Consider the following 25,403-nt stretch of genomic DNA (forward strand, 5'->3'; position numbering starts at 1 on the left):
CGGATTCGGGTGCGTCGTGGCCCGTCGCGCCGTTCCCCGCGCCCCTTCCGGGGCACCGTCCTCAGCGTTGCCTTTGTGCGGCCGCCCATTCCTGCTGCGCCACCACGTCCGCCTTGACCTCCGTCAGTTGGACCGCGACCGCGCTCGGGGCCGTGCCGCCGCGGCCGTCGCGGGAGGCGAGGGCGCCGGGGACGTTGAGGACCGTGCGGACCTCGGGGGTGAGGTGGGCGGAGATCTTCGCGAACTGCTCGTCCGTGAGGCCGTCCAGCTCCTTGCCCTCGGCCTCCGCGGCCTTGACGCACTCGCCGGCGACCTCGTGCGCGACCCGGAAGGGCACGCCCCGCTTGACCAGCCACTCGGCGATGTCGGTGGCGAGGGAGAACCCGGCGGGGGCCAGCTCCTCCATGCGCTCGCGGTGGACGGTGAGCGTGGCGATCATGCCGGTGAAGGCGGGCAGCAGCACTTCGAGCTGGTCGCAGGAGTCGAAGACCGGCTCCTTGTCCTCCTGGAGGTCGCGGTTGTACGCGAGCGGGAGGGCCTTGAGCGTGGCCATCAGCCCCGTCAGGTTGCCGATCAGCCGCCCCGACTTGCCGCGCGCCAGCTCGGCGATGTCGGGGTTCTTCTTCTGCGGCATGATCGACGAGCCCGTGGAGAACGCGTCGTGCAGGGTGACGAAGGAGAACTCCTTCGTGTTCCAGATGATGATCTCCTCGGCGATCCGCGAGACGTTGACGCCGATCATCGCGGTGACGAACGCGAACTCGGCGACGAAGTCGCGGGAGGCCGTGCCGTCGATGGAGTTGCCGACGCTGCCGTGCTCGAAGCCGAGGTCGGCGGCGACCGCCTCCGGGTCCAGGCCCAGCGACGAACCGGCGAGCGCGCCCGAGCCGTACGGGGAGACGGCCGTGCGGTCGTCCCACTGGCGCAGTCGCTCGGCGTCCCGCGAGAGGGCCTGCGCGTGGGCGAGGACGTGGTGGGCGAACAGCACCGGCTGGGCGTGCTGGAGGTGGGTGCGGCCGGGCATCGCCACGTCCGGGTGGGCCTCGGCGAGGCCGATCAGCGCCTCCTGGAGGTCTGCGATCAGACCGCCGACGATCCGGGCGTGGTCGCGCAGGTACATGCGGAAGAGGGTGGCGACCTGGTCGTTGCGGGAGCGTCCGGCGCGCAGCTTGCCGCCGAGGTCGGGCCCGAGGCGCTCCAGGAGACCGCGCTCCAGGGCGGTGTGGACGTCCTCGTCGGCGATCGTCCCGGTGAAGGAGCCGTCCGCCACGTCCGCCGCGAGCCGGTCGAGCCCGGCGAGCATCCGGGTCAGTTCGTCCTCCGTGAGCAGCCCCGCCTTGTGCAGCACCCGCGCGTGGGCGCGGGAGCCGGCGATGTCGTAGGGCGCGAGCCGCCAGTCGAAGTGGACGGACGCGGACAGCTTCGCCAGGGCCTCGGCGGGACCGTCGGCGAAACGGCCGCCCCAGAGCCGTACGTCACCGCTGTTGCTGCTCACTCGTGTTGCTCCTCGAAGAGTTGTCTCTGTACGACCGCCTCCCCACCCTTGCAGGTGAGGAGGCGGCTGTCAGGCTGATGCGGGTGAGGTGACCCGGTGTGTCAGGCGAGGTCGCGCCGTGCGGCGATCTTCGACGACAGGCTGTAGATGTCGATGAAGCCCTTGGCCGCGGCCTGGTCGAAGGTGTCGCCGGTGTCGTAGGTGGCGAGGTTGAAGTCGTAGAGCGACGACTCGGAGCGCCGGCCGGTGACGACGGCCCGGCCGCCGTGCAGGGTCATGCGGACGTCGCCGTTGACGTGCTGGTTGGCCTCGGTGATGAAGCCGTCCAGGGCGCGCTTGAGCGGGGAGAACCACTGGCCGTCGTAGACCAGTTCGCCCCAGCGCTGCTCGACCTGCCGCTTGTAGCGGGCGAGTTCGCGCTCGACGGTGACGTTCTCCAGCTCCTGGTGGGCGGTGATGAGGGCGATGGCGCCCGGAGCCTCGTACACCTCGCGGGACTTGATGCCCACGAGACGGTCCTCGACCATGTCGATCCGGCCGATGCCCTGCGCGCCGGCGCGCTCGTTGAGCTGCTGGATCGCCTGGAGGACGGTGACGGCCTTGCCGTCGATGGCGACGGGGACGCCCTGCTTGAAGGTGACGACGACCTCGTCGGCCTCGCGGGGCTCGGCCGGGTTGGAGGTGTACTCGTAGATGTCCTCGATCGGGGCGTTCCAGATGTCCTCCAGGAAGCCCGTCTCGACCGCGCGCCCGAAGACGTTCTGGTCGATGGAGTACGGGGACTTCTTGGTGGTGGCGATCGGGAGCTGCTTGGCCTCGCAGAAGGCGATCGCCTTGTCACGGGTCATCGCGTAGTCGCGGACCGGGGCGATGCACTTGAGGTCGGGCGCGAGGGCGACGATGCCGGCCTCGAAGCGGACCTGGTCGTTGCCCTTGCCGGTGCAGCCGTGGGCGACCGTGGACGCGCCGTGCTTCTTGGCGGCGGCGACGAGGTGCTTGACGATCGTCGGCCGGGAGAGGGCGGAGACCAGCGGGTAGCGGTCCATGTAGAGGGCGTTGGCCTTGATCGCCGGGAGGCAGTACTCGTCGGCGAACTCGTCCTTGGCGTCGGCGACCTCGGCCTCGACGGCGCCGCACGCGAGGGCGCGCTTGCGGATGACGTCCAGGTCCTCGCCGCCCTGGCCGACGTCGACCGCAACGGCGATGACCTCGGCGCCCGTCTCCTCGGCGATCCAGCCGATGGCGACGGAGGTGTCCAGACCGCCTGAGTAGGCGAGTACGACGCGCTCGGTCACGGGTTTCTCCTCACAGTGCATTCGCTGACATGCATGAGTATGCAGGAGTCTGCATGATTCGTCAATCCGGTGGGGTTTCAGCCCTTGGACGGCCGAACGCCGCGGGCCGATACTCGGTGGAATGGGAAAGACCTATGAACGCATCGACGGCAGACTCCGCACGTTCATCGAGGAACAGCCCCTCTTCTTCACCGCCACCGCGCCGCTCGCCGACGACGGGACGGTCAACCTCTCCCCCAAGGGGCTCAAGGGCTCCTTCGTGGTGCTCGACGAGCACACCGTGGCGTACCTCGACTTCGCCGGGTCGACCGCCGAGACCATCGCCCATCTGCGGGAGAACGGCCGCATCACGCTGATGTGGTGCGCCTTCCAGGGCCCGCCGAACATCGTGCGGGTGCACGGTCGGGGCGAGGCCGTCTTCCGTGACGACCCCCGCTACCCCGGCCTCCTCGCCCGCTTCCCGGACATCGACCCCACCCCGCACGGGCTGCGCGCGATCATCGTCGTGCACGCCGAACTCGTCCGCGACAGCTGCGGTTACGCGGTGCCGCGCATGGCGTACGAGGAGGACCGCGATCTGCACGAGCGGCGCTTCGCGCGCGAGGACGACGTCTCGCTCAGCGCGTACTTCCTGAAGAAGGACCACGTGGCGACGAGCCTGGACGGACTGCCCGGACTGCCGTTGCCGCTGCCGCCGTCCGGCGGCTGAACTACTCCGGGGCGGGGCGGGCGGCCGGCAGGTCCACCGTGAACGTGGTGGAGCCCGGCGCGCTCGTCAGGGCCACCGTTCCGGCGTGGGCCTCCGTCACCGCCGCCACGATCGACAGGCCCAGGCCCGCCCCGCCCCCGGAGGCACCTGGGGCGCGGCGGTGCTCCGCGCGGGTGAAGCGCTCGAAGATCCTCGGCCGCAGGTCCTCGGGGACACCGGGGCCGTCGTCGTGGACCGTGAGCCGGGCCGCGTCCCCGTGCGTGTCCAGGGTCACCGTCACCTCGGTGCCGGGGGGCGTGTGCAGCCGGGCGTTGGTCAGCAGGTTGCCCAGGAGCTGGTGGAGGCGGTGGGCGTCGCCCGGCACGGTCACCGGGGCCTCGGGCAGGTTCAGGGTCCAGCGGTGACCGGGGCCGGCGGCGCGGGCGTCCGTGACCGCGTCCAGGACGAGCCGGGTCAGGTCGACGGGCTTGCGCTCCAGGGGGCGGCCCGCGTCGAGGCGGGCCAGGAGGAGCAGGTCGTCGACCATCTCGCCCATGCGGGCCGACTCGGACGCGATGCGCTCCAGGGCCCGGGTCACCTCGGGCGGCACCGGGCCGGGGTGCAGGAGCGCCAGTTCGGCGTGGCCGCGCACCGAGGCGACCGGGGTGCGCAGCTCGTGGCCGGCGTCGGCGGCGAAGCGGCGCAGCCGTTCCTCGCTCGCGTGGCGTTTGGTCAGGGCGTCCTCGACATGGCCCAGCATGCGGTTGAAGGCCGCCGCCATCCGGCCGACCTCGCCGCGCGGGTCCGGCTCGGGGGCGCGGGCCGGCAGTGCCACCTCGCCGCCGGCCAGCGGGAGTTCGCTGACCCGGGCGGCGGTGGCGGCGACCCGGCTCAGCGGACGCAGCGACCAGCGCACCCACAGGGCGCCCGCGACCCCGGTGACCGCGAGGGCGGAGCCGAAGACGACGGCGGCGACCAGCTCCAGGCGGTGCACGGCGGTCTCCACGGGCTCCAGGGGCAGCCCGACCATCAGGACGTCGCCGTCCCGGCCCGGCTCGGCGAGCACGCGGTAGTCGCACAGGGCGGAGAGCTCGACGGTGTGGGGCCTGCCGTCCGCAGGTACGGCCGCAAGCCTGCGCCGGTCGGCCGCGGTGAGGTCGGCGTGCAGGTCGGCGCCGACGTCACCGGGGCGGACGAGCGCCCGGTCGGTGACCGTGCCGTCGAGCAGCCGGGCGCCGAAGGTGCCGGCGGCCTGCCGACGGGTGTCGCCGCCCTCGTCGCCGTCGTGGTCGTCCGGCAGCGGCCCGTCGTGCTCCAGGCTGGCCGGGAAGCGCATCCCGACCTGGCTCAGCCGCTCGTCGAGCTGCTGGGTGAGGAACCCGTTCAGACCGACCACGGCGGCGACGCCGACGGCCGCGCAGCTCACCGCGAGCAGCACCACCAGGCCGACGGTGAGCCGGGCGCGCAGGGTGCGGGGCCGGGGCAGCCGGCGCACGGCGCCCTTCACGGGGCCGGCTTCAGGACGTACCCCGCGCCGCGCACGGTGTGGATCATGGGCTCGCGGCCGGCGTCGACCTTCTTGCGCAGGTACGAGATGTACAGCTCGACGACATGGGCGCGGCCCCCGAAGTCGTACGACCACACCCGGTCGAGGATCTGGGCCTTGCTGAGGACGCGGCGCGGGTTGCGCATGAGGAAGCGGAGCAGTTCGAACTCGGTGGGCGAGAGGTCGACCAGGTCGCCGGCCCGGGTCACCTCGTGGGCCTCCTCGTCCATGACGAGGTCGCCGACGACCAGCCGGGGCCCCTCCTCCGGCACCCGGGCCATGCCCGCGCGGCGCAGCAGCCCGCGCAGCCGGGCGACGACCTCCTCCAGGCTGAACGGCTTGGTGACGTAGTCGTCGCCGCCCGCGGTGATGCCCGCGATGCGGTCCTCGACCGCGTCCCGGGCGGTGAGGAACAGCACACAGACGTCGGGCTTCACCCGGCGCAGCCCGCGCAGCACGGCGAAACCGTCGGTGTCCGGGAGCAGCACGTCGAGGACCACCGCGTCGGGCAGCAGCTCACGGGCGTGCGCGAGGGCGGCGGCGCCGTCGCCGGCCGCGCGGACCTCCCAGCCCTCGTAGCGCAGGGCGCCGGTGAGGACCTCGGCGAGGTCGGGGTCGTCGTCGACGACGAGGACGCGCAGGGCGGTGCCGTCGGGGCGGGTGAGGGCGGGGCGGCCGGAGCGGGTCGTGTTCATCTCGTCCACCAGCATCGCTTCCGACGCTCTGAGTTTCCTCTGAGTCCGCCGGGCGGGGTGCCGGTTCAGAGGCCGCTCAGAGCCTGCGGCGGCACAGTGGCGGCCTCGTCGCGGAAAGGACAAGCCCATGATCCCGAGGACCCGCCCATGACCACGGTGTACGACCGGCGGACGGCGCCGCCCCGCCCGCGCGCGCCCCGCCGCTCCCCCGCCGCCCCGCTGCTGGCCCTGCTGTGGGCGGGCGCGGCGGCCGTGCTCTGCCTGTGGTGGGTGGACACCGGCCCGGTGGTGGGGACGGCCGGACGGCTGACCGGGGCCGGGCGGATCACCGGCCTGCTGTGCGGCTACACGTGTGCGGTGCTGGTGGGCCTGATGGCGCGGGTGCCGCTGCTGGAGACCCGGATCGGCTCGGACCGGGTGGCGCGCTGGCACGCGCGGGCGGGCCGGTACACGCTGTGCCTGCTGGCCGCCCACGTGGTGCTCGTCCTCGCCGGGTACGCCGCCCAGGACGGGGCGTCCCTGCTGCGCGAGACCCGCACGGTGGTGTTCGACTACCCCGAGATGCTGAAGGCGACGGCGGGCACCACGCTGCTGTGCGCGGTCGGTGTCACCTCGGTGCGGGCGGTGCGCCGCCGGACCAGTCACGAGTTCTGGTACCACGTCCATCTCCTCGCCTACGCGGCCGTGTTCCTCTCCTTCGGCCACCAACTGGCCCTGGGCCAGGACCTCGGCGGCCACCCGGTGGCGACGGCCGCCTGGTACGCCCTGTACCTCGGGGTCGCCGCGCTGGTGGTGTGGTTCCGGGTGCTGGCGCCGGTGCGGCTCAATCTGCGGCACCGGCTGCGGGTGGAGGCCGTGCACCGGGAGGCGCCGGGTGTGTACTCGGTGCTCGTGGGCGGCCGGCGGCTCGGTGAACTCGGGGCCCGGCCGGGGCAGTTCCTGCGCTGGCGCTTCCTCGGCCGGGGCCTCGGCCTGACCTCGACGCCGTACTCCCTGTCGGAGCCGCCGGGCGCGGACCGGCTGCGCGTCACGGTCAAGGCGCTCGGCGACCACAGCGCGGCCGTGGCGCTGCTGCGGCCCGGCACCCGGGTGTGGGCCGAGGGCCCCTACGGCGCCCTGACCGCCGAACGGGCCACCGCCGCACGGTCGTTGCTGATCGCGGGCGGGGTCGGCATCACCCCGCTGCGGGCGCTGTTCGAGACGCTGCCCGGCGACGTCACGCTGCTGTACCGGGCGCGCACGGCCCAGGACCTCGCCCTGGGCGGCGAGTTGGAGGCGATCGCGCGCCACCGGGGCGGACGGGTCCTGTACGCCCTCAACGGGCCGCGGGGCGAACGCCCGGACCTCTCCGCCGAGTCGCTGCGCGCGGCCGTCCCGGACCTCGCCGGGCACGACGTCTACGTGTGCGGCCCCGAGGGCTTCGCCCGGGAGCTGTACCGGGCGCTGCGGGCGGCCGGGGTGCCCGACCGCCGTATCCACCACGAGTCGTTCGAACTGTGAGGCCGTCCGTGCACCCGTTGGACAAGGACCGGTCGCTGCGCCGGATCGTCCTGGCCACCGCCACCACCGTCTCCGGTGTCGTGCTGCTGCTGGCGCTGAAGCCGCACACCACGCCCGTCGCCGGCCCCGCCGTGCCCCCGCCCACCGCCGCCGGCACCGGCACCGGCACGGGCGCGCCCGCCACCGGTACGAGGACGGTCGACGGGCCCACCGTGCAGACCCGTTGGGGACCCGTGCGGGTGCGGATCACCCTGCGCGGGGGCCGGCTCACCGAGGTGACCGTGCTCGCCGAACCGCAGGGCAATCCGCGCGACGAGGAGATCAACGCCTTCGCCCTGCCCCGGCTGCGGCGGGAGGCGCTGGCGGCGCAGAGCGCGCGGATCGACAGCGTCAGCGGGGCGACGTACACCAGCGACGGCTACAAGGCGTCGCTCCAGTCGGCACTCGACTCGGCAGGCCGCTGAACACACACGAGGCGGCGCACGTATCAGTGGGCCAAGGGTCCCGTCCCGACGGAGGAACCGTGACCACCACGCTCGCGGGCGGACGTGCCGCCCGCCGCCAGACGATGCGCCGCATCCGCCCGCGCCGCTCCCCGGCCGTCCCCCTGCTGATCGCCGTCTGGGCGGGCGCGGTGGCCGTGCTGTGGCTGTGGTGGCACAACACACCGTCCATCGCGGACAACACCGGCCGCATCGTGAACGCGGGCCGGATCACCGGTCTCCTCGCCGGCTATCTGATGGCGCTGGTCGTCCTCCAGATGGCCCGGGTGCCCGCACTGGAACGCCGGGTCGGCTCGGACCGGGTGGCACGCTGGCACGCGATGAGCGGCCGCTACACCCTGTGCCTGGTCGCCGCCCACGTCTTCCTGATCATGTGGGGCTACGCCCTCCAGGCGGGCCGCACGCTCGGCGACATCGTCCAGCAGACCGTCGACTCGGTCGAGCAGCTGCCCGACATGGGCAAGGCCGGGATCGGCACGGGCCTGTTCCTGCTGATCGGGCTGAGCTCGATCGGCGCGGTCCGCCGCAGGATGCCGTACGACACCTGGTACCACGTCCACCTGCTGACGTACGTGGCGGTGTTCCTGACGTTCTGGCACCAGCTCACCACCGGCAACGAGTTCGCGGCCGAGCCGATGGCCAAGACGTTCTGGTACGTGCTGTACGGCGCGGTGACCCTGCTGGTGCTCTGGTACCGGATCGTCACCCCGATCCGGCTCAACCTGCGCCACCGGATGCGGGTCGAGGCGGTCGTCGAGGAGACGCCGGGCATCGTGTCCGTGCTGATCGGCGGGCGCAAGCTGCACCGGATGGGCGCGGAGGCCGGGCAGTTCTTCCGCTGGCGGTTCCTGGCCCCCGGGATGCGGTTCAGCTCGCACCCCTACTCGCTGTCGGCCGCGCCCCGCCCGGAGATGCTGCGGATCACGGTCAAGGCGATCGGCGACCACAGCGCCCGGCTGCGCGAGCTGTCGCCCGGCACCCGGGTGTGGGCCGAGGGCCCCTACGGCGCGCTGACCGCGGCCCGGCGCAGCCGCGGCAAGGTGCTCCTGGTCGCGGGCGGCGTCGGCATCACGCCGATGCGCGCGCTGTTCGAGACGCTGCCCGGCGCGACGGGCGACCTCACCCTGCTGTACCGGGCCAACACCACCCAGGACCTGGCCCTGTGGAGCGAGCTCGCGGCCATCGCCGAGGAGCGCGGGGCCCGGCTGATGTACGCGGTCAACAGCCCGGAGGGCGAGCGGCCGGACATCTCCGCCGACACCCTGCGGCACAAGATCCCGGACATCGACCGCCACGACGTCTTCATGTGCGGCCCGCCCGGGTTCGCGCAGTCGGTGTACGAGGCACTGCGCGGCGCGGGCGTTCCCGCCCGCCGTATCCATCACGAGTCGTTCGAGATGTGAGCGACGGGAACCAACGGGAGATCAGTCGGATGAGGAAGAGTCATCCCCTGCGGCGCGTCGTGCTGGCCACCGCCGCCACGGTGTCCGGGGTCGTGCTGCTGCTGTCGCTGAAGCCGGCGACGGACCCGACCGCGGCCGCGGCGCCGCCCCCGCAGCAGCAGTCGGGCGCGGCCGGGGCGCAGGAGTCGCCGCAGGGCGGGGCGCAGGCCGCCGGGGCGGGCACGGTGACGGGCGACGCGGCGCAGACCGCGTACGGGATCGTGCAGGTGCGGCTGACCGTGAGCGGCGGCCGGATCACCCGGGCGGAGGCGGTGCGGGCGCCCGACGACGAGCAGTCCGACGGGGCCGTGCCGAAGCTCAACCAGGCGGTGGTGGCGGCGCAGAGCGCGCGCATCGACTCGGTGAGCGGGGCGACGTACACCAGCGACGGGTACAAGGCGTCGCTCCAGTCGGCGCTGGACAAGGTGAAGGACTCCCCCGTCACCCCGGTGGGCCGGACGGTGACCGGGAAGACCGTGCGGACCCAGTACGGGCCGGTGCAGGTGCGGATCACGGTGAGCGGCAACAAGGTGGTGCGCGCGGAGGCCGCGCAGGCGCCCAAGGACGAGCGGAGCGAGCAGGCGGTGCCGCGGCTCGACCGGGCGGCGGTCGCCACCGGGAACGCGCTGTTCGACTCGGTGAGCGGGGCGACGTACACCAGCGAGGGCTACAAGCAGTCGCTCCAGTCGGCGCTGGACCAGGTCCGGTGACCGAGACGGTGACGGAACCGGCCGAGGCGCCCGCCGAGCTGCGGCACGCGGAGGAGGCCATGGGCACCGTGTTCTCCTTCGACGTGCGCGGCGGGGAACCGGGGGCCGTACGGGCCGCGCTGGACGAGGCGGTCGCCGGGCTGCACCGGGTCGACGAGGTGTTCAGCACCTACCGCGAGGACAGTCAGGTGTCGCGGCTGGCGCGGGGCGAGCTGACGGCGGACGCGTGCGATCCCGAGGTCGCCGAGGTGCTGGAGCTGGCGGCCGAGGCGGAGCGGGTCAGCGACGGGTGGTTCAGCACGGTGTACCGGGGGCCGCTGGACCCGACCGGCATCGTCAAGGGCTGGGCCGTGGAGCGGGCCGCCCGGCGGATCGCCGCGGTGGGGGTGAGCGGGGTGAGCGTCAACGGGGGTGGCGACGTGCAGGTGTTCGGCGTGCCCGAGCCGGGGCGCCCGTGGCGGGTGGGGGTGTCCGATCCGCTGCGGCCCGGGGGGCTGGCGGCGGTGATCTCGGCGGCGGGGGCGGACGAGCTGGCGGTGGCGACGTCGGGCACGGCGGAGCGCGGGGACCACATCGTGGATCCGCGCACCCGGAAGTCGGCGGTCACCGACCTGGTGGCGGTGACCGTGGTGGCCCCGACCCTGACCTGGGCGGACTGCTGGGCGACGGCGGCGTTCGCGATGGGTTCCCGGGCGGGCCTGACCTGGCTGGAGTCCCTCCCGGACGTGGAGGCCCTGTTGATCACGGCGGGCGACGAGGTCCGCTGCACGGGCGGCCTGGCCGCCCGGCTCGGCTAGGGGCGCGGGGCTGTGTCGATGTGCGGCTCCGCCGCGTGAGCGTGACCGGCCCCCACCCGCCCGCAGCCGAACACGGCCTCGGTCCGCGCCCGCTACCCGTGGCCGTTCTGGGCCAACCGCAGCAAGTGGTCGGCCAGCGCCTGCCCCCCGGTCGGCTCCCTGCTGATCAGCAGCAGCGTGTCGTCACCGGCGATGGTCCCCAGGATGTCGTGCAGCTCCGCCTGGTCGATCGCCGAGGCGAGGAACTGCGCCGCCCCCGGAGGGGTCCGCAGCACCACCAGGTTCGCCGAGGCCTCCGCGGAGATCAGCAGCTCCTGCGAGAGCCGCCGCATCCGCTCCTCCTTGGCCGACTCGCCGAGCGGGGCCCGCGGTGTGCGGAACCCGCCCTCGCTCGGCACGGCGTAGATGAGGTCGCCCTCGGCGTTGCGGATCTTCACCGCGTTCAGCTCGTCCAGGTCCCGGGAGAGCGTCGCCTGGGTGACGCTCAGCCCGTCGTCGGCGAGCAGCTTCGCCAGCTGGCTCTGCGACCGCACCGGCTGCCGGTTGAGGATGTCCACGATCCGGCGGTGCCGTGCCGTGCGGGTCTGCGGCAGGGCCGGCCCTGCCTGCCCGTGGTCCTGCGCCTGACTCATCGTCGTCTCATTCCCCGGCTCGTCCGTCCCCGTGCACTGCGTCGAGGATGCCGGGCAGCGCACGGAGGAACGCCTCCGTCCCGTCGTCGCCGAGGATCAGCGGCGGCATCAGCCGTACGACGTCGGGAGCGGGCGCGTTCACCAGGAGACCGGCCTCCTGAGCCGCCTGTTGCACCTGGGGCGCGAGCGGCTCGGTGAGCACGATACCGAGGAGGAGGCCCGCACCCCGGACATGGGCGACCAGCGGGTGCCCCAGCGCCTCGACGCCGTCCCGCAGCCGCTCGCTCTGCCGCTTGACGTTCTCCAGCAGTCCGTCGGCGGCGATGGTGTCGAGCACGGCGAGTCCGGCGGCGCAGGCGACGGGGTTGCCGCCGAACGTGGTGCCGTGCTGGCCCGGTTGCAGCAGGTCGGCGGCGCGGCCGAAGGCGACGGTGGCGCCGAGGGGCAGTCCGCCGCCGAGGCCCTTGGCGAGGGTGACGACGTCGGGCAGGACGCCCTCGTGGGCCTGGTACTCGAACCAGTTGCCGGTGCGTCCGACGCCGGTCTGCACCTCGTCGAGGACCAGCAGGGACCCGGTGGCGGCGGTGATCGCCCGGGCGGCCTTGAGGTAGCCGGGCGGCGGGACGACCACGCCGTTCTCGCCCTGGATCGGCTCGATGATCACGAGGGCGGTGTCCTCGGTGACCGCGGCGGCCAGCGCCTTGGCGTCGCCGTAGGGCACGTGCGTGACGTCGCCGGGCAGCGGCAGGAACGGGGCCTGCTTGCCGGGCTGGCCGGTGAGGGCGAGGGCGCCCATCGTCCGGCCGTGGAAGCCACCGTCGGTGGCGACCATGTGGGTGCGCCCGGTGAGCCGCCCGATCTTGAAGGCGCCCTCGTTGGCCTCGGCGCCGGAGTTGCAGAAGAAGACCTTGCCGTCGCGGCCGAAGAGCTGGAGGAGCCGTTCGGCGAGGGCGACGGGCGGCTCGGCGATGAACAGGTTGGAGACGTGGCCGAGGGAGGCGATCTGGGTGCTGACGGCCTCGACGACGGCCGGGTGGGCGTGGCCGAGCGCGTTGACGGCGATGCCGCCGACGAAGTCGAGGTACTCCGTGCCCTCGGCGTCCCACAGCCGGGGTCCGGCGCCGCGGACGAGGGGCAGGCGGGGGGTGCCGTAGTTGTTCATGAGCGCGCCCTGCCAGCGGGCGGTCAGGTCTGCGTTCGTGGCGGTGCCGGTCATGCCGCGTCCCCCTCGTACTCGTCGGGCACGACCATCGTGCCGATTCCTTCGTCGGTGAAGATCTCCAGCAGGATCGAGTGCTGGACCCGGCCGTCGATGACACGGGCGGTGCGCACCCCGCCCCGCACGGCGTGCAGACAGCCCTGCATCTTCGGCACCATGCCGGCGGACAGCTCCGGCAGCAGCTTCTCCAGCTGGGAGGCGGTGAGGCGGCTGATCACCTCGTCGGAGTTCGGCCAGTCCTCGTAGAGGCCCTCGACGTCGGTGAGGACCATGAGGGTCTCGGCGCCCAGTGCCGCAGCGAGTGCCGCAGCCGCCGTATCAGCATTGACGTTGTAGACATGTCCGTCGTCCTGGGATCGGGCGATCGACGAGACGACCGGGATGCGGCCGTCGGCGAGCAGCGCCTCGATGGCGCCGGTGTCGATCGCGGTGATCTCGCCCACCCGCCCGATGTCGACCAGTTCGCCGTCGATGCGGGGCCGGTGCTTGGTGGCGGTGATGGTGTGCGCGTCCTCGCCGGTGAGGCCGACGGCGAGCGGGCCGTGCTCGTTGAGGAGTCCGACGAGTTCGCGCTGCACCTGTCCGGCGAGCACCATGCGGACGACGTCCATGGCGTCCTCGGTGGTGACGCGCAGGCCGGCCTTGAACTCGCTGACGATGCCGTGCCGGTCGAGGGCGGCGCTGATCTGCGGGCCGCCGCCGTGCACCACGACGGGCTTGAGGCCGGCGTGCCGCAGGAAGACGACGTCCTGGGCGAAGGCTGCCTTGAGGGCGTCGTCGATCATGGCGTTGCCGCCGAACTTGATCACGACCGTCCTGCCGTGGTGGCGGGTGAGCCAGGGCAGGGCCTCGATGAGGATGCGGGCCTTGGGCAGGGCGGTGTGCTTGCGCGCGGTCGAGGCGTTCGGTCCGGTGCTCATGAGGAGTAGGCGCTGTTCTCGTGGACGTAGTCCGCGGTCAGGTCGTTGGTCCAGATGGTGGCGGTCTCGGTGCCGGCCGCGAGGTCGGCGACGATGTGCACCTCGCGGTAGCGCATGTCGACGAGGTCGCGGTCCTCGCCGACTCCGCCGTCGCGGCAGACCCAGACGCCGTTGATGGCGACGCTCAGCCGGTCGGGTTCGAACGCGGCCCGTGTGGTGCCGATGGCGGACAGGACGCGGCCCCAGTTGGGGTCCTCGCCGTGGACGGCGCACTTGAGGAGGTTGTTGCGGGCGATGGAGCGGCCCACCTCGACGGCGTCGTCCTCGGTGGCCGCGTTGATCACCTCGACCTTGATGTCCTTGCTCGCGCCCTCGGCGTCCCGGATGAGCTGCTGGCCGAGGTCGTCGCAGACGGCGCGGACGGCCTCGGCGAACTCGGCCGGGTCGGGGGTGGTTCCGGAGGCGCCGGAGGCGAGCAGCAGCACGGTGTCGTTGGTGGACATGCAGCCGTCGGAGTCGACGCGGTCGAAGGTGGTGCGGGTCGCGTCGCGCAGCGCCGCGTCGAGGGCGTCGCCGTCGACGTCGGCGTCGGTGGTGAGGACGACGAGCATGGTGGCGAGGCCGGGCGCGAGCATGCCGGCGCCCTTGGCCATGCCGCCGACGGTCCAGCCGGACCGGGTGACGACGGACGTCTTGTGGACGGTGTCGGTGGTCTTGATGGCGATGGCGGCCTTCTCGCCGCCGTGCTCGCTGAGGGCCGCGGCGGCGGCCTCGACACCGCCGAGCACCTTGTCCATGGGGAGCAGGACGCCGATGAGGCCGGTCGAGCAGACGGCGACCTCGGCGGCGTTGTGGCCGAGGACGTCCGCGGTCCTCTCGGCGGTGGCGTGGGTGTCCTGGAAGCCCTGGTGGCCGGTGCAGGCGTTGGCGCCGCCGGAGTTGAGGACCACGGCGGTGACCTGGCCGCCCTTGAGGACCTGCTCGGACCAGAGCACGGGCGCGGCCTTCACGCGGTTGGAGGTGAAGACGCCGGCGGCGGCGCGGCGGGGCCCGGTGTTGACCACGAGGGCCAGGTCCGGGTTGCCGTTCTCCTTGATCCCGGCGGCGATGCCGGCCGCCGTGAATCCCTGTGCTGCCGTGACGCTCACGGTGCGACTCCGATCGTGGAAAGTCCGGTGGTCTCGTCGAGCCCGAGGGCGAGGTTCATGCTCTGGACGGCACCGCCCGCGGTGCCCTTGGTCAGGTTGTCGAGGGCGCTGATCGCGATGATGCGCTCCACGGCGGCGTCGTACGCGACCTGCACCTGAACGGCGTTGGAACCCTGGACCGACGCCGTGGCGGGCCACTGGCCCTCGGGCAGCAGGTGCACAAACGGTTCGTCGGCGTACGCCTTCGCGTAGGCGGCGCGCACGGACTCGGCGGTGACGCCGGGGCGGGCCTTGGCGCTGCACGTGGCGAGGATGCCGCGGGACATCGGCGCGAGGGTCGGTGTGAAGGAGACCGCGACGCGCTCCCCGGCGGCGGCGCTGAGGTTCTGGATCATCTCGGGGGTGTGCCGGTGGCCGCCGCCGACGCCGTACGGCGACATGGAGCCCATGACCTCGCTGCCGAGCAGATGGGGCTTGGGCGTCCGGCCGGCGCCGGAGGTGCCGGACGCGGCCACGATCAGGGCTTCGGGCTCGGCGAGGCCCGCGGTGTACGCGGGGAACAGGGCGAGGGAGACGGCGGTCGGGTAGCAACCGGGCACCGCGACGCGCTTGGACCCCTCCAGCGCGGCGCGGCCACCCGGCAGTTCGGGCAGGCCGTAGGGCCAGGTGCCGGCGTGCGGGGAGCCGTAGAAGCGCTCCCAGTCCGCGGCTTCGGCGAGCCGGAAGTCGGCGCCCATGTCGACGACCAGGACGTCCGGGCCGAGCTGTTCCGCGACGGCGGCGGACCGGCCGTGGGGCAGCGCGAGGAAGACGACGTCGTGCCCTGCGAGGGCCTCGGGCGTGGTCTCGGCGAGCACCCGGTCGGCGAGCGGCAGCAGGTGCGGCTGGAGCGCGCCGAGCGGCCGGCCCGCGTTGGAGTCGCCGGTCAGGGCGCCGATCTCGACCTCGGGGTGCGTCAGGAGCAGCCGCAGGAGCTCTCCGCCCGCGTATCCGCTCGCTCCGGCCACCGCCGCGCGTACCGTCATGTCACCCTCCTCTGGATGGCATGACTATACGTACTGCTGCACTTTTATGCAATCCTTTCCCTGGAGAGCATGATCGTGCGGGAGATGAGGAACGTCACCGGGATCGCCGCGGCCGAGGCGAACAGCGGGGCGAACCGGCTGCTCCGGTGCAGGACGTCGACGATCACGAAGACGGTCGTCGTGGAGATGGCGAAATTGGCCGCGTTCGTCAGCGGGAACAACAGGAATTTCCGCCAGGTCGGCCTCGTCCGGTAGGTGAATCGCGCGTTGAGGAAAAAGGACCCGGTCATGCTGAGCGCGAAAGCGAGGATGTGGGCACCCAGATAGGGCAGCCACATGAGGAACAACAGGTAAAGGCCGTAGTAGGTGGCCGTGTTGATCACACCGACCACGGCGAAGGTGAGCAGTTGCCTCGGCATCGGGGAATGAGGTCCTTCGTTCGGTCGAGCATGTTCGTCCGGACCCCCGCGAGGGCGGTCACCGCCGTGACGATCGTGACACAACCCGGGGTGCGCACGCCCCGCACGAGCGGGCACACCCTTTGCGGAACGTTGCAGTCGGCCATCAAGTGATAAGTCCGATTCCGGATGATGGCCGCACAAGGGGCGGGGTAGGGTCGGCGCATGGATGTGCGGGCGGCGCGGGGCGGCGGGGAGCCGTGGCCCGTGGTGGACGTGCTGGGGCACCTCGCCGGGGGCTGGCGGGTCGTACGGAGCGTGCGGGACCTCGGGAGCGGGGACGAGGGGACGTTCGAGGGGACCACCGTCTTCCGGCCGCTGGCGGGCGGGGGGCTGCTGCACGAGGAGTCCGGGACGTTCACCTGGCGGGGTGTGGCCCGGCCCGCCGAGCGGACCCTGCGCTTCCTGCCGGGCGCGGCCCCGGGCACGGCCGACGTGCGGTTCGCCGACGGCCGGCCCTTCCACGACCTGGACCTGACCTCGGGGCGGCACGTCGCCGACCACCCCTGCGCGGCGGACCTCTACCGGGGCGAGTTCACCGTCCTGGACGCCGATCACTGGCGGACGGTGTGGCGGGTGGACGGCCCAGCGAAGGACCTGGTGCTGGTCACCGACTACGCGCGCGAGCGCTGAGCCGGGATCCCGTCGAGCCGGAGGTTCCAGTGGCCCGCCCAGCCGATGACGCTGGTCGTGGACAGGGGCCGGACGTCGATGTTCCAGTAGGTCGAGGGCGGCGCCTTCAGCACGTACACCAGTGCCGCGCGGATCACGGACGGCTCGGCCACCGCGACGATCCGCCCGTCGTCGTCGGCCGGGCGGGTGTCGAGCCAGCCGCCGACCCGGGAGATGAACGCCAGCAGCGACTCCCCGCCGTGCGGTGTGGAGCGCGGATCGGCGAGCCAGGCGTCCACCGCCGCCGGCTCACGGGCCATCGCCTCGCCCAGGGTGAGCCCGCGCCAGCGGCCCATGTCGCAGTCCCGCAGGGCGAGTTGCACCAGGGGGGCGTATCCGAGCGCGTCGCCGGTGGCCCGGCTGCGCGGGGTCGGCGAGCAGTAGCGCAGCTCGGCCGCGGCCAGCGGCAGCAGTTGCTCCACGGCGTGCTGCACCTCGTCCCAGGCCGCCTGGTCCAGCGGCCGGTCGTCCTCGAAGCGCTCCGCGAGAAACGGCGCGCTGCGCGCGGCCGCGACGAACGTGACCCGAAGGTGCATGCCGTGATGGTGAGCCGGACGGGACCGCAGGTCAAGAGGGATCAGCAAGGCGTTACCCGCGGTGCACAAAACCTTACTCGAAAGTCAGGAACTACCGGACAAGTCGCGGGAAAGGCCGCTCAGTCGGGATCGGCCGGGGCGTCGAAGTGGAGGGCCATCCAGTGGTCGGGACGGTCGAGCGGGGCGAAGCCGAGCCGCTCGTAGACACCGTGCGCGTCGTGCGTGGCGAGCAGCACCCGCCGCAGCCCGTACGGCCGCAGGTGCTCCCGCACCCCGCCGACCAGCGCCGTGCCGATCCCCTTCCCGCGCACCGAGGGGTGGACGTACACATCGGCGAGCCAGGCGAACAGCGCCCCGTCGGTCACCACGCGCGCGTACGCCACCTGCTCCCCCGAGGCCGTGTCGTACACCCCGAAGTTCACCGACCCGGCGACGGCCCGCTCGTGACTGTCCCGGCTGCGCCCGAGCGCCCAGTAGGCGTCGGTCGACAGCCACCGGTGGACCCGCTCGACGTCGATCCGCCCGGTGTCGGCGGAGAGTTCGTACCCCTCGGGAAGCCCTGGTGCGTCGCTCATGCGGTCGATCGTCGCAGCCGGCCGGGCCCCGGTCGACCGAATTCCCCACGCCACGGCCCACGTCGCCCGGGTCGGCCGCACACGTCACAGCGTCTCGTCGCAGGCCGCCCGCAGCCGTCGTACGCCCTCCGCGATCTCCCCGGTCCCGGCGACCGCGGCGAAGCCGAGGCGGACGTGGGGCGCGGGGGGTTCGGCGCTGAAGTAGGGGCGCCCGGGGGCGATCGCGACACCCGCGCGCAGGGCCGCCGCCACCAGGGCCGACTCGTCGGTGCCGTCGGGCAGCCGCAGCCAGAGGTGGTGGCCGCCGGACGGGACGTGGGGCAGGGCGAGTTCGGGCAGCCGCAGCCGCAGCGCGGCGGCGAGGGTGTCCCGGCGTGTCTTCAACTCGGCCGCCACGGCGCGCAGATGACGCGGCCAGGCGGGCGAGCCGACGAGTTCGAGCGCAGCCTCCTGGAGCGGCCGGGGCACGAAGAAGGTGTCCACGACCTGGATGGCGCGCAGCCGTTCGAGCACCGGCCCACGCGCGGCCAGGGCGCTGACCCGGAAACTGGGCGAGGTCGCCTTGGTCAGCGAGCCGACGTGCACGACGACACCGTCCGGGTCGTCGGCGGCGAGCGGGGGCGGCAGCGGCCCGCAGTCCGCGTGGCCGAGCCGCCGCGCGAAGTCGTCCTCGACCACGAAGGCGCCCGCCTCGCGGGCGATGCGCAGCACTTCTCCGCGCCGCTCGGGGGCGAGCACGGCCCCGGTGGGGTTCTGGAAGAGGGGCTGGCAGACGAGGACCCGGGCGCCGGTGGCCCGGAAGGCGTCGGCGAGCAGACCGGGGCGCACCCCGTCGGCGTCCAGGGGGACGGGCACGGGGCGCAGTCCGGCGGCGCGGGCGAGGGCCAGCATGCCCGGGTAGGTGGGCGACTCCACGAGCACGGGCGCCCCGGGCGGGGCGAGGGCGCGCAGCGCGGTGGCGAGCGCGGACTGTCCGCCCGCCGTGATCAGCACCTCGGCGGCGGTGACCCGGCCGCCGATGCCGCGGGCGAACCACTCGCGCAGTTCCGGCAGGCCGTCGAGCGGTGGGCGCCCCCAGGCGCCGGGCCGCCGGCCGGCCCTGGCCAGGGCGGCGGCCATGGCCCGCTCGGGCTGGAGGGAGGGGTGCAGATAACCGCCGTTGAACTCCAGCACACCGGGCGGCGGCGCGGCCAGCGTGACCGTGACCCCGGCGGCGTCGACCGTGCGCGGGACGAGCTCGGCGGCGCCCTCGGCGCTGAGCGCGACCTCCTGCCAGGAGGTGTCCCCGGCCTGCGGCTCCGTGCCGCGCTCCCGGGCGCGGAAGGCGCCGGCGCCCGGCCGGGTCACGACCAGTCCCTCCGCCGCGAGCCGGGCCAGGGCCCGGGAGACGGTGACCGGGCTCACCCGGAACCGCTCGACGAGCTCCCGGCTCGACGGGAGCTTTCCTCCTGGAGAGTAGCGCTCCAGCTCCTGTCGCAACCGATCCGCCAGTTCACCCACACTGCTACGCTCGTGCATGAGAGCAGAGAGTAGCGCTATCGCATCGACCGGGATAGCGGTCGACACCACCCCCCGGGAGCCCGGGCCCCGCGAGCACACCGGCCGGGGTCTCCTCCTGGCGGGCCTCGGTGTCCTCGCCTTCTCGCTGACCTTCCCGGGCACCGCCTGGGGCCTGGAGGGCTTCGGCCCCTGGTCGCTGGTCGCCCTGCGCAGCGTCCTGGCGGGGCTGATCGCGGGAGCCTGCCTGATCGCCCTGCGCGTTCCGCCGCCCGAGCGCCGGCACCGGGTCGGCCTCGCCGTGGTGGCCGCCGGGACCGTCGTCGGCTTCCCGTTGCTGACCACGCTCGCCCTGGAGACGTCGACCACCGCGCACGCGGCCGTCGTGGTGGGCCTGCTGCCGCTGACCACGGCGGCCCTGTCCGCGCTGCGCACCGGCAGCCGCCCCTCGCGGACCTTCTGGATCGCCGCCCTGGCCGGGGCCGCCGCGGTGCTCGCGTTCACCGTGGGGCAGAGCGGCGGCTCGCTCACGGCCGCCGACGGCTTCCTGTTCGCGGCCCTGCTGGTGTGCGCGGCCGGTTACACCGAGGGCGGCCGGCTGGCCCGGGTCATGCCGGGCTGGCAGGTCATCGGCTGGGCGCTGGTGCTCTGTCTGCCGCTCGCGGTGCCCGGCGCCGTGCTCGCCCTGGCGGTGGAGCCGGTACGGCTGACCGGGCACGCGGTGGCCGGGGTGGTGTGGCTCGCGGCGGGCTCGCAGTTCCTCGGCCTGGTCGTCTGGTACCGGGGCATGGCCGCCGCGGGCATCGCCCGGGTGAGCCAGTTGCAGTTGGCGCAGCCGCTGCTCACACTGGTGTGGTCGGTGCTGCTGCTGGGCGAGCGCCTCGCGGCGGCCGCTCCGGTGACCGCCGCCGCGGTGCTCGTGTGCATCGGCGTCACGCAACGATCGCGTTCGTGAGGAGGCCCCCAGATGCGCGCAACCGTGGGCGACCGCCTTGTCCAGCACGGCAGGGTGGTCGGCCAGCACGACCAGATCACGGAAGTCGTCGAGGTGATGGGGACGGAGGGCACACCGCCCTACCGCGTCCGCTTCCCGGACGGGCACGAGGCCGTGATGTCCCCGGGCCCCGACTGCGAGGTCCGTCACCGGGAACCGCAGGTACAGGAGCGATAGCTCAGCGCGGGGCGGTCGCCGGCCGCCCGTAGTGGTCGGCGACCACCCGTGCCATCGCGCCCGCGGGGTCCTTCGCGACCTCCCGCGCGGCGAAATAGGCGTGCCCGCGCACCTCCGGGTGGGCGGCGGCACGGGTGAGGTGGCGGGAGAGCTCGGCCGGGTCCTGCCAGGCGGCGGGCTGCCCTGCGGCGCCCGCCTTGTACAGGGCCTCGCCGATGTAGAGGCGGGTGGCCGTGCCCCTGGCGACCCCGGCCCACCAGGAGACGAGCTCGGCGTAGTCGGCGGCGGTGTGGCCGATGTGCCAGTAGAGCTGCGGGACGACGTAGTCGATCCACCCCTTGCGCACCCAGCCGCGGGTGTCGGCGTGCAGGTCGTCGTAGGTCTGGACGCCGGCCCGGGTGCCGGAGCCGCGCGCGTCGGTGGCGGCGTTGCGCCACACCCCGAAGGGGCTGATCCCGAACTGGGTGCCGGGCCGCACCCGCGCGACGCGCGCCGCGGTCTCCCGCACCAGCCGGTCGACGTTGTCGCGCCGCCAGGCGGCCCGGTCCGCGAAGGCCCCGCCGTGGCGGGCGTACGCGGCGTCGTCGTCGAAGGTCTGTCCCGCCACCGGGTACGGGTAGAAGTAGTCGTCGAAGTGGACGGCGTCCACCGGGTACCGGGCGACCGCGTCGAGCACGGCGTCCTGCACGAACGCGCGCACCTCGGGCAGCCCGGGGTTGTAGTAGAGCCCGCCGCCGTGACGGACCACCCAGTCCGGGTGCCTGCGCGCGGGGTGCGCGGCGGCCAGCCGTTCCGGGTCGGCGTGGTCGGCGACGCGGTACGGGTTGAACCAGGCGTGCAGTTGGAGGCCGCGGGCGTGGGCCTCGGTGACGGCGGTGCCCAGCGGGTCCCAGCCGGGCGCCTTGCCCTGGGTGCCGGTGACGACGTCGGACCAGGGTTCGTACGACGAGGGCCACAGCGCGTCGGCCGTGGGGCGGACCTGGAGGATCACGGTGTTCAGCCGGTCGCGGACCGCGCGGTCGAGGTGGGCGACCAGTTCCTCGCGCTGCCTGGCGGCACCGAGGCCGGGGCGGGAGGGCCAGTCGCGGTTGCCGACGGTCGCCACCCACACGCCCCGCATCTCGCCCGCCGCCCGCGCGGCGGCCCCTGTGTCACCGGCCTCGGCCCGTGCGGCCGCCGCCGTGTCCCTGGCCGCCGTCAGGGCGGGCAGGGACGACAGCGCCGCCACCGTGAACGCCCGGCGTGACACTCGCCCCATCCGCGCACCTCTCACGCTCCGGATCCGTGCGGTCACGGATCGTCCTGGGCCCCAGGATGCCCCGCCCCGGGAGATCGATCATCGATACTTGGGAGTAACGTGCACGATCGGAGCAGGCGCCGAACCCGGAGGACCTGCCGCCGTGGAACAGCGAAGGGGACGATGTGACGGACTTCCCAGCGGGAGACATCACGCGCGTCGGAGTGGTCGGCTGCGGCCAGATGGGCGCCGGCATCGCCGAGGTCTGCGCCCGGGCCGGCCTGGACGTGAAGGTCGCCGAGACCACCGGCGAGGCCCTGGAGATCGGCCGCACCCGGCTGTTCACCTCCCTGGCCAAGGCCGCCGAGCGGGGCAAGATCAGCGAGGACGAGCGGGACCTGGCGCAGGACCGGCTGAGCTTCACCACGGACCTCGGCGAGTTCGCCGACCGTGACCTGGTGATCGAGGCCGTCGTGGAGAACGAGCAGGTGAAGACGGAGATCTTCCAGGTGCTCGACCAGGTGGTGACCCGCCCGGACGCGATCCTGGCCTCCAACACCTCCTCCATCCCGCTGGTGAAGCTCGCGGTCGCCACCTCGCGCCCGGACCACGTGGTCGGCATCCACTTCTTCAACCCGGCCCCGGTGCAGCAGCTCGTCGAGCTGATCCCGGCGCTCACCACGTCCGAGGGCACCGTCGGCCGCGCCCAGCTGTTCGCCGAGAAGGTGCTGGGCAAGCACGCCATCCGCGCCCAGGACCGCTCGGGCTTCGTCGTCAACGCGCTGCTCGTGCCCTATCTGCTGTCCGCGATCCGGATGTTCGAGTCGGGCATCGCGGGCCGCGAGGACATCGACAACGGCATGGAGATGGGCTGCGCGCACCCGATGGGCCCGCTGCGGCTGTCCGACCTGATCGGTCTGGACACCATCGTCTCGATCGCCAACTCGATGTACCAGGAGTACAAGGAGCCCCTGTACGCCGCTCCCCCGCTGCTCCAGCGCATGGTCGAGGCCGGCCGCCTCGGCCGCAAGACCGGCTCCGGCTTCTACACCTACGCCTGACCACCCTCAGCGACGGTCCACGGGCCCGGCACCGCGAAAGGTGCCGGGCCCGCGCGTTTCACACACCGTGTGCGCGCCGGGCACGCATATGCCGTTCGCACACGCTCCCCACACGCCCACCAGGCGAGTTGACTCCTCATGCACATGCAAGGGATGTGGAACGACCACGTCCGAGCACAGAGAGGAGCGGACCGTGACCACCGACCCCGAGCATCCCGTGGTCCAGGGGGAACTCGCAGAGTTACGACGCCGCCTCGACGTCGCCTACGCCCGCGTCGAGGGCGGTCTGGCCCTGCTCAGTCATCGCACCGAGGAGACCGCCAAGGAACTCGACGAGCTGAACGGCCGGCTGCACTCCCTGGAGCACGCCCGCTGGCCGCTCGCCTCCGTCGCCGCCCTCGCGGCCGTCGGAGCCCTCGCCGTGGCGATCTGGCAGGCGCTGGCCCACTAGCCGTCCGCGAGGCGGAGGTGGTGCAGGAGGAGTAACGCGGCCGCCATGTTGGCGGCCGGGACCTCGCCGCGGGCGACCAGGTCGGGGACGAGCTTGAGGGGAACCCACTCCCGGCGGTCCGACTCGAAGTCGTCCACGGGATGCCCGATGTACTCGCCCGCGTCGGCCCAGTAGACGTGGTGCCGGGCGTCCGTGAGGCCGTTGGACGGTTCCACGCTCATCAGGTGGCGCAGGGGTCCCGGCCGCCAGCCGGTCTCCTCCTCCAGCTCCCGCGCGGCCGCGGCCGCGATGTCCTCGCCGTCCTCCACCACGCCCGCGGCGAGTTCCCACCCCCAGCTGTCCGTGATGAAGCGGTGGCGCCACAGCAGGAGGACCTCGTTGGCGTCGTTGACGACCGTGGCCACGGCCACCGGCCGCAACCGTATGAGGAAGTGGTCGAGGTGCCGGCCGTCCGGCAGCGCGACATCCGCGAGATTGACGCTGAACCAGCGGTTTTCATAGACAGTTTGTTCGTTTAGTTTCGTCCACTGCACGGTTCTGCCACCTTCCGCCGAGTAAGTGGCAATATCGCAGCAGCGGCTTGGCTCGGCCTACAGCGGCACCCTCAGTGCCCCGTCGATCAGTTCGGCCGCTTCGGCGGTTCCGGCGCAGCCGTTGCGCACCAGATGCTCGCGGACCACCCGCAGCCGATCGCGCAGCCGCTGGGACTCCATCCCCCGGGCCTGCTCGGCCATCTGCACCGCCGTCGCCACCGCCTTGTCCGCGTTGCCCTGGCGCAGTTCGATCGTGCTGAGCATCGCCAACCGGTGCACGCGGCCCCGGTCGTGGGCCGGGTTGTCCACCGCGGCCGCCGCGTGCTCCCGGGCGGCGGCGAGCTCACCGAGGCTCAGCAGCGCCTCGGCCACCTGGACGTTGACCAGGCCCGGCTGCACATAACCGGTCTCGTCGGGCTCGTACCCGCGCCGGATGCGCTCGGCCGCCGTCTCGGCCCGCCGGATGCAGGACAACGCGCTGCCGCCGTCGCCGAGATGGGCGTACGCCTTGGCCTGCATCGCATAGAGGTCCGAGGCTAGCGCCGGGGTGATGTGCCGGCCCGCGGCGCGCAGCGCGGCCTCCGCGAAGGCGACGGCCTGCCGGAACTCCCGCATGAACAGCGCCTGGTTGACCAGCAGCGCGATCACGTACGCCCCGAGTCCCCGGTCCCCGCTCGCCTTCGCCAGCCGCAGCGCCTGGTGGAAGTAGCGCTGGGCGAGCCCGTGCGCGTCGGAGTCGTAGGCGCAGATCCCGGCGATCGCCACCAACCCTCCGGTGGCCCGGTGCAGTTGGCGGCCGGTGGCGTCGGTGTAGCTGCCGCGCAGCAGCGGGGCCGCCTCGGCGTTGAGGAAGCCGACGATACGGGCGCGGGTCGCGATGCCGCCGGCCTTGCGGTACATCTGCTCGTAGTGGGTGCGGGCCGCGCGCAGCATGTCGAGGTCGGCCGGGGTGACCCGGTGCCGGCCCCCGCGGGAGACGTCCACGTCCTCGGGCGGGTTCTCCCACTCCCACACGGGCATCACCGCGGGCGTGCCGGTGACCGCGGGGGCGCCCAGTATGTGCGGGCGCTGCTGCTCGTCCGAGCGCCACAGGGCGGTGGCCCGCTCGACGAACCCGGACAGCGAGGTGCCGTGCGGCGCGGCGGGCTCGCCGGGGACGCCGAGGCCGATGTCGTCGAGCGTGACGGTCCGCCTGAGCCGTCCCGCGAGCACCTCGCAGATCAGGTCGGGCACCTGGCCGCGTGGCCGCTGGCCCTTCAACCAGCGGGCGACGGCGGTGTGTTCGTAACGCAGCGCGAGCCCGCGGGCCCGGCCCGCCTGGTTGACGTGGGCGGCGAGACCGGCGTGCGAGATCCCCGCCTCGTCCAGGATCGCGTCGAGCAGAGTGTTGGGCTGCATGGATGCCCCCCGAGTGGCCTGGTTCCGTCAGCGTAGTGGGAGCGCCTTCACACGGGGTGTGAACGGAGTGCGCGAACCCGGGCTGTACGCGCGCTGTCGCGGAGCGTGTCCGGCGCGGTTGACTGAGATGCCTCGCAAGAGGCCGGTCGGGCCGCCGGCTCCCCCTCGTACAACCGCGGTGGCCTGACCGGTGGTTCAG

At 73.3% G+C, this 25,403-nt stretch carries 27 protein-coding genes; 11 read left to right on the forward strand and 16 right to left on the reverse strand.

Going from position 1 to position 25,403, the window contains the following annotated elements:
- Positions 1–61 precede the first annotated feature (61 nt).
- The gene (gene argH, locus AB0F77_RS07620; protein WP_361943052.1) at positions 62–1,495 is read right to left on the reverse strand and encodes an argininosuccinate lyase; all 1,434 of its coding nucleotides are present in this window, start codon (positions 1,493–1,495) and stop codon (positions 62–64) included.
- Between the two features lie 101 nt (positions 1,496–1,596).
- The gene (locus AB0F77_RS07625) at positions 1,597–2,790 is read right to left on the reverse strand and encodes an argininosuccinate synthase (RefSeq protein ID WP_361943055.1); all 1,194 of its coding nucleotides are present in this window, start codon (positions 2,788–2,790) and stop codon (positions 1,597–1,599) included.
- A 121-nt stretch (positions 2,791–2,911) separates the two neighbouring features.
- Here AB0F77_RS07625 and AB0F77_RS07630 point away from each other — a divergent pair, with 121 nt between their 5' ends.
- A complete protein-coding gene (locus AB0F77_RS07630) occupies positions 2,912–3,499 on the forward strand; it encodes a pyridoxamine 5'-phosphate oxidase family protein (protein ID WP_361943058.1) in 588 nt (195 codons plus the stop codon).
- Between the two features lies 1 nt (position 3,500).
- On the opposite strand, the gene AB0F77_RS07635 is transcribed toward AB0F77_RS07630, so the two are convergent.
- Both AB0F77_RS07635 and AB0F77_RS07640 read right to left on the reverse strand, forming a co-directional pair.
- Positions 3,501–4,985: a HAMP domain-containing sensor histidine kinase gene (locus AB0F77_RS07635; protein ID WP_361943061.1), complete on the reverse strand. Its 1,485-nt coding sequence runs from the start codon at positions 4,983–4,985 to the stop codon at positions 3,501–3,503.
- On the reverse strand, positions 4,982–5,719 hold the full coding sequence (locus AB0F77_RS07640) for a response regulator transcription factor (RefSeq protein ID WP_361943491.1): 738 nt from the start codon (positions 5,717–5,719) through the stop codon (positions 4,982–4,984). Before AB0F77_RS07640 ends, AB0F77_RS07635 begins: the two co-directional genes overlap by 4 nt.
- Positions 5,720–5,866: 147 nt before the next feature.
- Between AB0F77_RS07640 and AB0F77_RS07645 the strand changes: the two genes are divergently transcribed.
- From AB0F77_RS07645 to AB0F77_RS07665, 5 genes are read left to right on the forward strand one after another with little or no spacing between them, the layout of a single operon-like run.
- Positions 5,867–7,219, forward strand: a complete 1,353-nt coding sequence (locus AB0F77_RS07645) for a ferredoxin reductase family protein (protein ID WP_361943064.1) — start codon at positions 5,867–5,869, stop codon at positions 7,217–7,219.
- Positions 7,220–7,227: 8 nt separating this feature from the next.
- On the forward strand, positions 7,228–7,683 hold the full coding sequence (locus tag AB0F77_RS07650) for an FMN-binding protein (protein ID WP_361943067.1): 456 nt from the start codon (positions 7,228–7,230) through the stop codon (positions 7,681–7,683).
- A 59-nt stretch (positions 7,684–7,742) separates the two neighbouring features.
- Complete coding sequence (locus AB0F77_RS07655) at positions 7,743–9,125, forward strand: ferredoxin reductase family protein (RefSeq protein ID WP_361943070.1); 1,383 nt, start codon at positions 7,743–7,745, stop codon at positions 9,123–9,125.
- A gap of 29 nt (positions 9,126–9,154) precedes the next feature.
- On the forward strand, positions 9,155–9,874 hold the full coding sequence (locus AB0F77_RS07660; RefSeq protein ID WP_361943073.1) for an FMN-binding protein: 720 nt from the start codon (positions 9,155–9,157) through the stop codon (positions 9,872–9,874).
- A gap of 59 nt (positions 9,875–9,933) precedes the next feature.
- Complete coding sequence (locus AB0F77_RS07665) at positions 9,934–10,671, forward strand: FAD:protein FMN transferase (RefSeq protein WP_361943494.1); 738 nt, start codon at positions 9,934–9,936, stop codon at positions 10,669–10,671.
- Between the two features lie 92 nt (positions 10,672–10,763).
- Here AB0F77_RS07665 and AB0F77_RS07670 read toward each other — a convergent pair whose 3' ends face one another.
- Genes AB0F77_RS07670 through AB0F77_RS07695 form a run of 6 tightly spaced genes read right to left on the reverse strand, consistent with a single transcriptional unit; the run spans position 10,764 to position 16,034 of the window.
- Positions 10,764–11,303 carry an arginine repressor gene (locus AB0F77_RS07670; protein WP_361943076.1) on the reverse strand — a complete coding sequence of 180 codons (540 nt, stop codon included), beginning with the start codon at positions 11,301–11,303 and terminating at the stop codon, positions 10,764–10,766.
- 7 nt (positions 11,304–11,310) lie between these two features.
- Entirely contained in the window at positions 11,311–12,519 is a 1,209-nt protein-coding gene (locus AB0F77_RS07675; RefSeq protein ID WP_361943079.1) for an acetylornithine transaminase, read from the reverse strand.
- The gene (argB, locus tag AB0F77_RS07680) at positions 12,516–13,442 is read right to left on the reverse strand and encodes an acetylglutamate kinase (RefSeq protein ID WP_361943082.1); all 927 of its coding nucleotides are present in this window, start codon (positions 13,440–13,442) and stop codon (positions 12,516–12,518) included. The genes AB0F77_RS07675 and argB overlap by 4 nt, the downstream gene beginning before the upstream one ends.
- A complete protein-coding gene (argJ, locus tag AB0F77_RS07685) occupies positions 13,439–14,590 on the reverse strand; it encodes a bifunctional glutamate N-acetyltransferase/amino-acid acetyltransferase ArgJ (protein WP_361943085.1) in 1,152 nt (383 codons plus the stop codon). Before argJ ends, argB begins: the two co-directional genes overlap by 4 nt.
- Complete coding sequence (gene argC, locus AB0F77_RS07690) at positions 14,587–15,615, reverse strand: N-acetyl-gamma-glutamyl-phosphate reductase (protein WP_361943088.1); 1,029 nt, start codon at positions 15,613–15,615, stop codon at positions 14,587–14,589. The genes argJ and argC overlap by 4 nt, the downstream gene beginning before the upstream one ends.
- A 44-nt stretch (positions 15,616–15,659) precedes the next feature.
- Positions 15,660–16,034 (reverse strand): GtrA family protein, encoded by a 375-nt coding sequence (locus AB0F77_RS07695; protein ID WP_361943091.1) that lies wholly within the window; start codon positions 16,032–16,034, stop codon positions 15,660–15,662.
- 204 nt (positions 16,035–16,238) lie between these two features.
- On the opposite strand from AB0F77_RS07695, the gene AB0F77_RS07700 reads away from it, so the two are divergent.
- A complete protein-coding gene (locus AB0F77_RS07700) occupies positions 16,239–16,706 on the forward strand; it encodes a DUF6314 family protein (protein ID WP_361943094.1) in 468 nt (155 codons plus the stop codon).
- Here the strand turns inward: AB0F77_RS07700 and AB0F77_RS07705 are convergent.
- The 3 genes from AB0F77_RS07705 to AB0F77_RS07715 form a co-directional block, all read right to left on the reverse strand.
- Positions 16,688–17,281 (reverse strand): histidine phosphatase family protein, encoded by a 594-nt coding sequence (locus tag AB0F77_RS07705; protein WP_361943097.1) that lies wholly within the window; start codon positions 17,279–17,281, stop codon positions 16,688–16,690. The two genes, AB0F77_RS07700 and AB0F77_RS07705, sit on opposite strands and share 19 nt — an antisense overlap.
- 119 nt (positions 17,282–17,400) lie before the next feature.
- Positions 17,401–17,856 carry a GNAT family N-acetyltransferase gene (locus AB0F77_RS07710; protein ID WP_361943100.1) on the reverse strand — a complete coding sequence of 152 codons (456 nt, stop codon included), beginning with the start codon at positions 17,854–17,856 and terminating at the stop codon, positions 17,401–17,403.
- A gap of 84 nt (positions 17,857–17,940) precedes the next feature.
- Positions 17,941–19,374, reverse strand: coding sequence for a PLP-dependent aminotransferase family protein (locus tag AB0F77_RS07715; protein WP_361943103.1), 1,434 nt, complete (start codon positions 19,372–19,374; stop codon positions 17,941–17,943).
- On the opposite strand from AB0F77_RS07715, the gene AB0F77_RS07720 reads away from it, so the two are divergent.
- Together AB0F77_RS07720 and AB0F77_RS07725 are read left to right on the forward strand one after the other, a co-directional pair.
- A complete protein-coding gene (locus AB0F77_RS07720) occupies positions 19,373–20,308 on the forward strand; it encodes a DMT family transporter (protein ID WP_361943105.1) in 936 nt (311 codons plus the stop codon). The genes AB0F77_RS07715 and AB0F77_RS07720 overlap by 2 nt on opposite strands.
- A gap of 12 nt (positions 20,309–20,320) precedes the next feature.
- Positions 20,321–20,524 (forward strand): DUF1918 domain-containing protein, encoded by a 204-nt coding sequence (locus AB0F77_RS07725; RefSeq protein ID WP_361943108.1) that lies wholly within the window; start codon positions 20,321–20,323, stop codon positions 20,522–20,524.
- A gap of 1 nt (position 20,525) precedes the next feature.
- Here the strand turns inward: AB0F77_RS07725 and AB0F77_RS07730 are convergent, their stop codons facing one another.
- Entirely contained in the window at positions 20,526–21,782 is a 1,257-nt protein-coding gene (locus tag AB0F77_RS07730; protein ID WP_361943111.1) for a family 10 glycosylhydrolase, read from the reverse strand.
- A 164-nt stretch (positions 21,783–21,946) separates the two neighbouring features.
- Here AB0F77_RS07730 and AB0F77_RS07735 point away from each other — a divergent pair, with 164 nt between their 5' ends.
- Positions 21,947–22,822 (forward strand): 3-hydroxybutyryl-CoA dehydrogenase, encoded by an 876-nt coding sequence (locus AB0F77_RS07735; RefSeq protein ID WP_361943114.1) that lies wholly within the window; start codon positions 21,947–21,949, stop codon positions 22,820–22,822.
- 193 nt (positions 22,823–23,015) lie between these two features.
- The gene (locus AB0F77_RS07740; RefSeq protein WP_361943117.1) at positions 23,016–23,273 is read left to right on the forward strand and encodes a hypothetical protein; all 258 of its coding nucleotides are present in this window, start codon (positions 23,016–23,018) and stop codon (positions 23,271–23,273) included.
- Here the strand turns inward: AB0F77_RS07740 and AB0F77_RS07745 are convergent.
- Entirely contained in the window at positions 23,270–23,806 is a 537-nt protein-coding gene (locus AB0F77_RS07745) for an NUDIX domain-containing protein (protein WP_361943120.1), read from the reverse strand. The two genes, AB0F77_RS07740 and AB0F77_RS07745, sit on opposite strands and share 4 nt — an antisense overlap.
- Before the next feature lie 57 nt (positions 23,807–23,863).
- Positions 23,864–25,204 carry a transcriptional regulator gene (locus tag AB0F77_RS07750; RefSeq protein ID WP_361943123.1) on the reverse strand — a complete coding sequence of 447 codons (1,341 nt, stop codon included), beginning with the start codon at positions 25,202–25,204 and terminating at the stop codon, positions 23,864–23,866.
- Positions 25,205–25,403 lie beyond the last annotated feature (199 nt).

The sequence above is a fragment of the Streptomyces sp. NPDC026672 genome (genome assembly GCF_040638185.1).
Classification (GTDB): domain Bacteria; phylum Actinomycetota; class Actinomycetes; order Streptomycetales; family Streptomycetaceae; genus Streptomyces.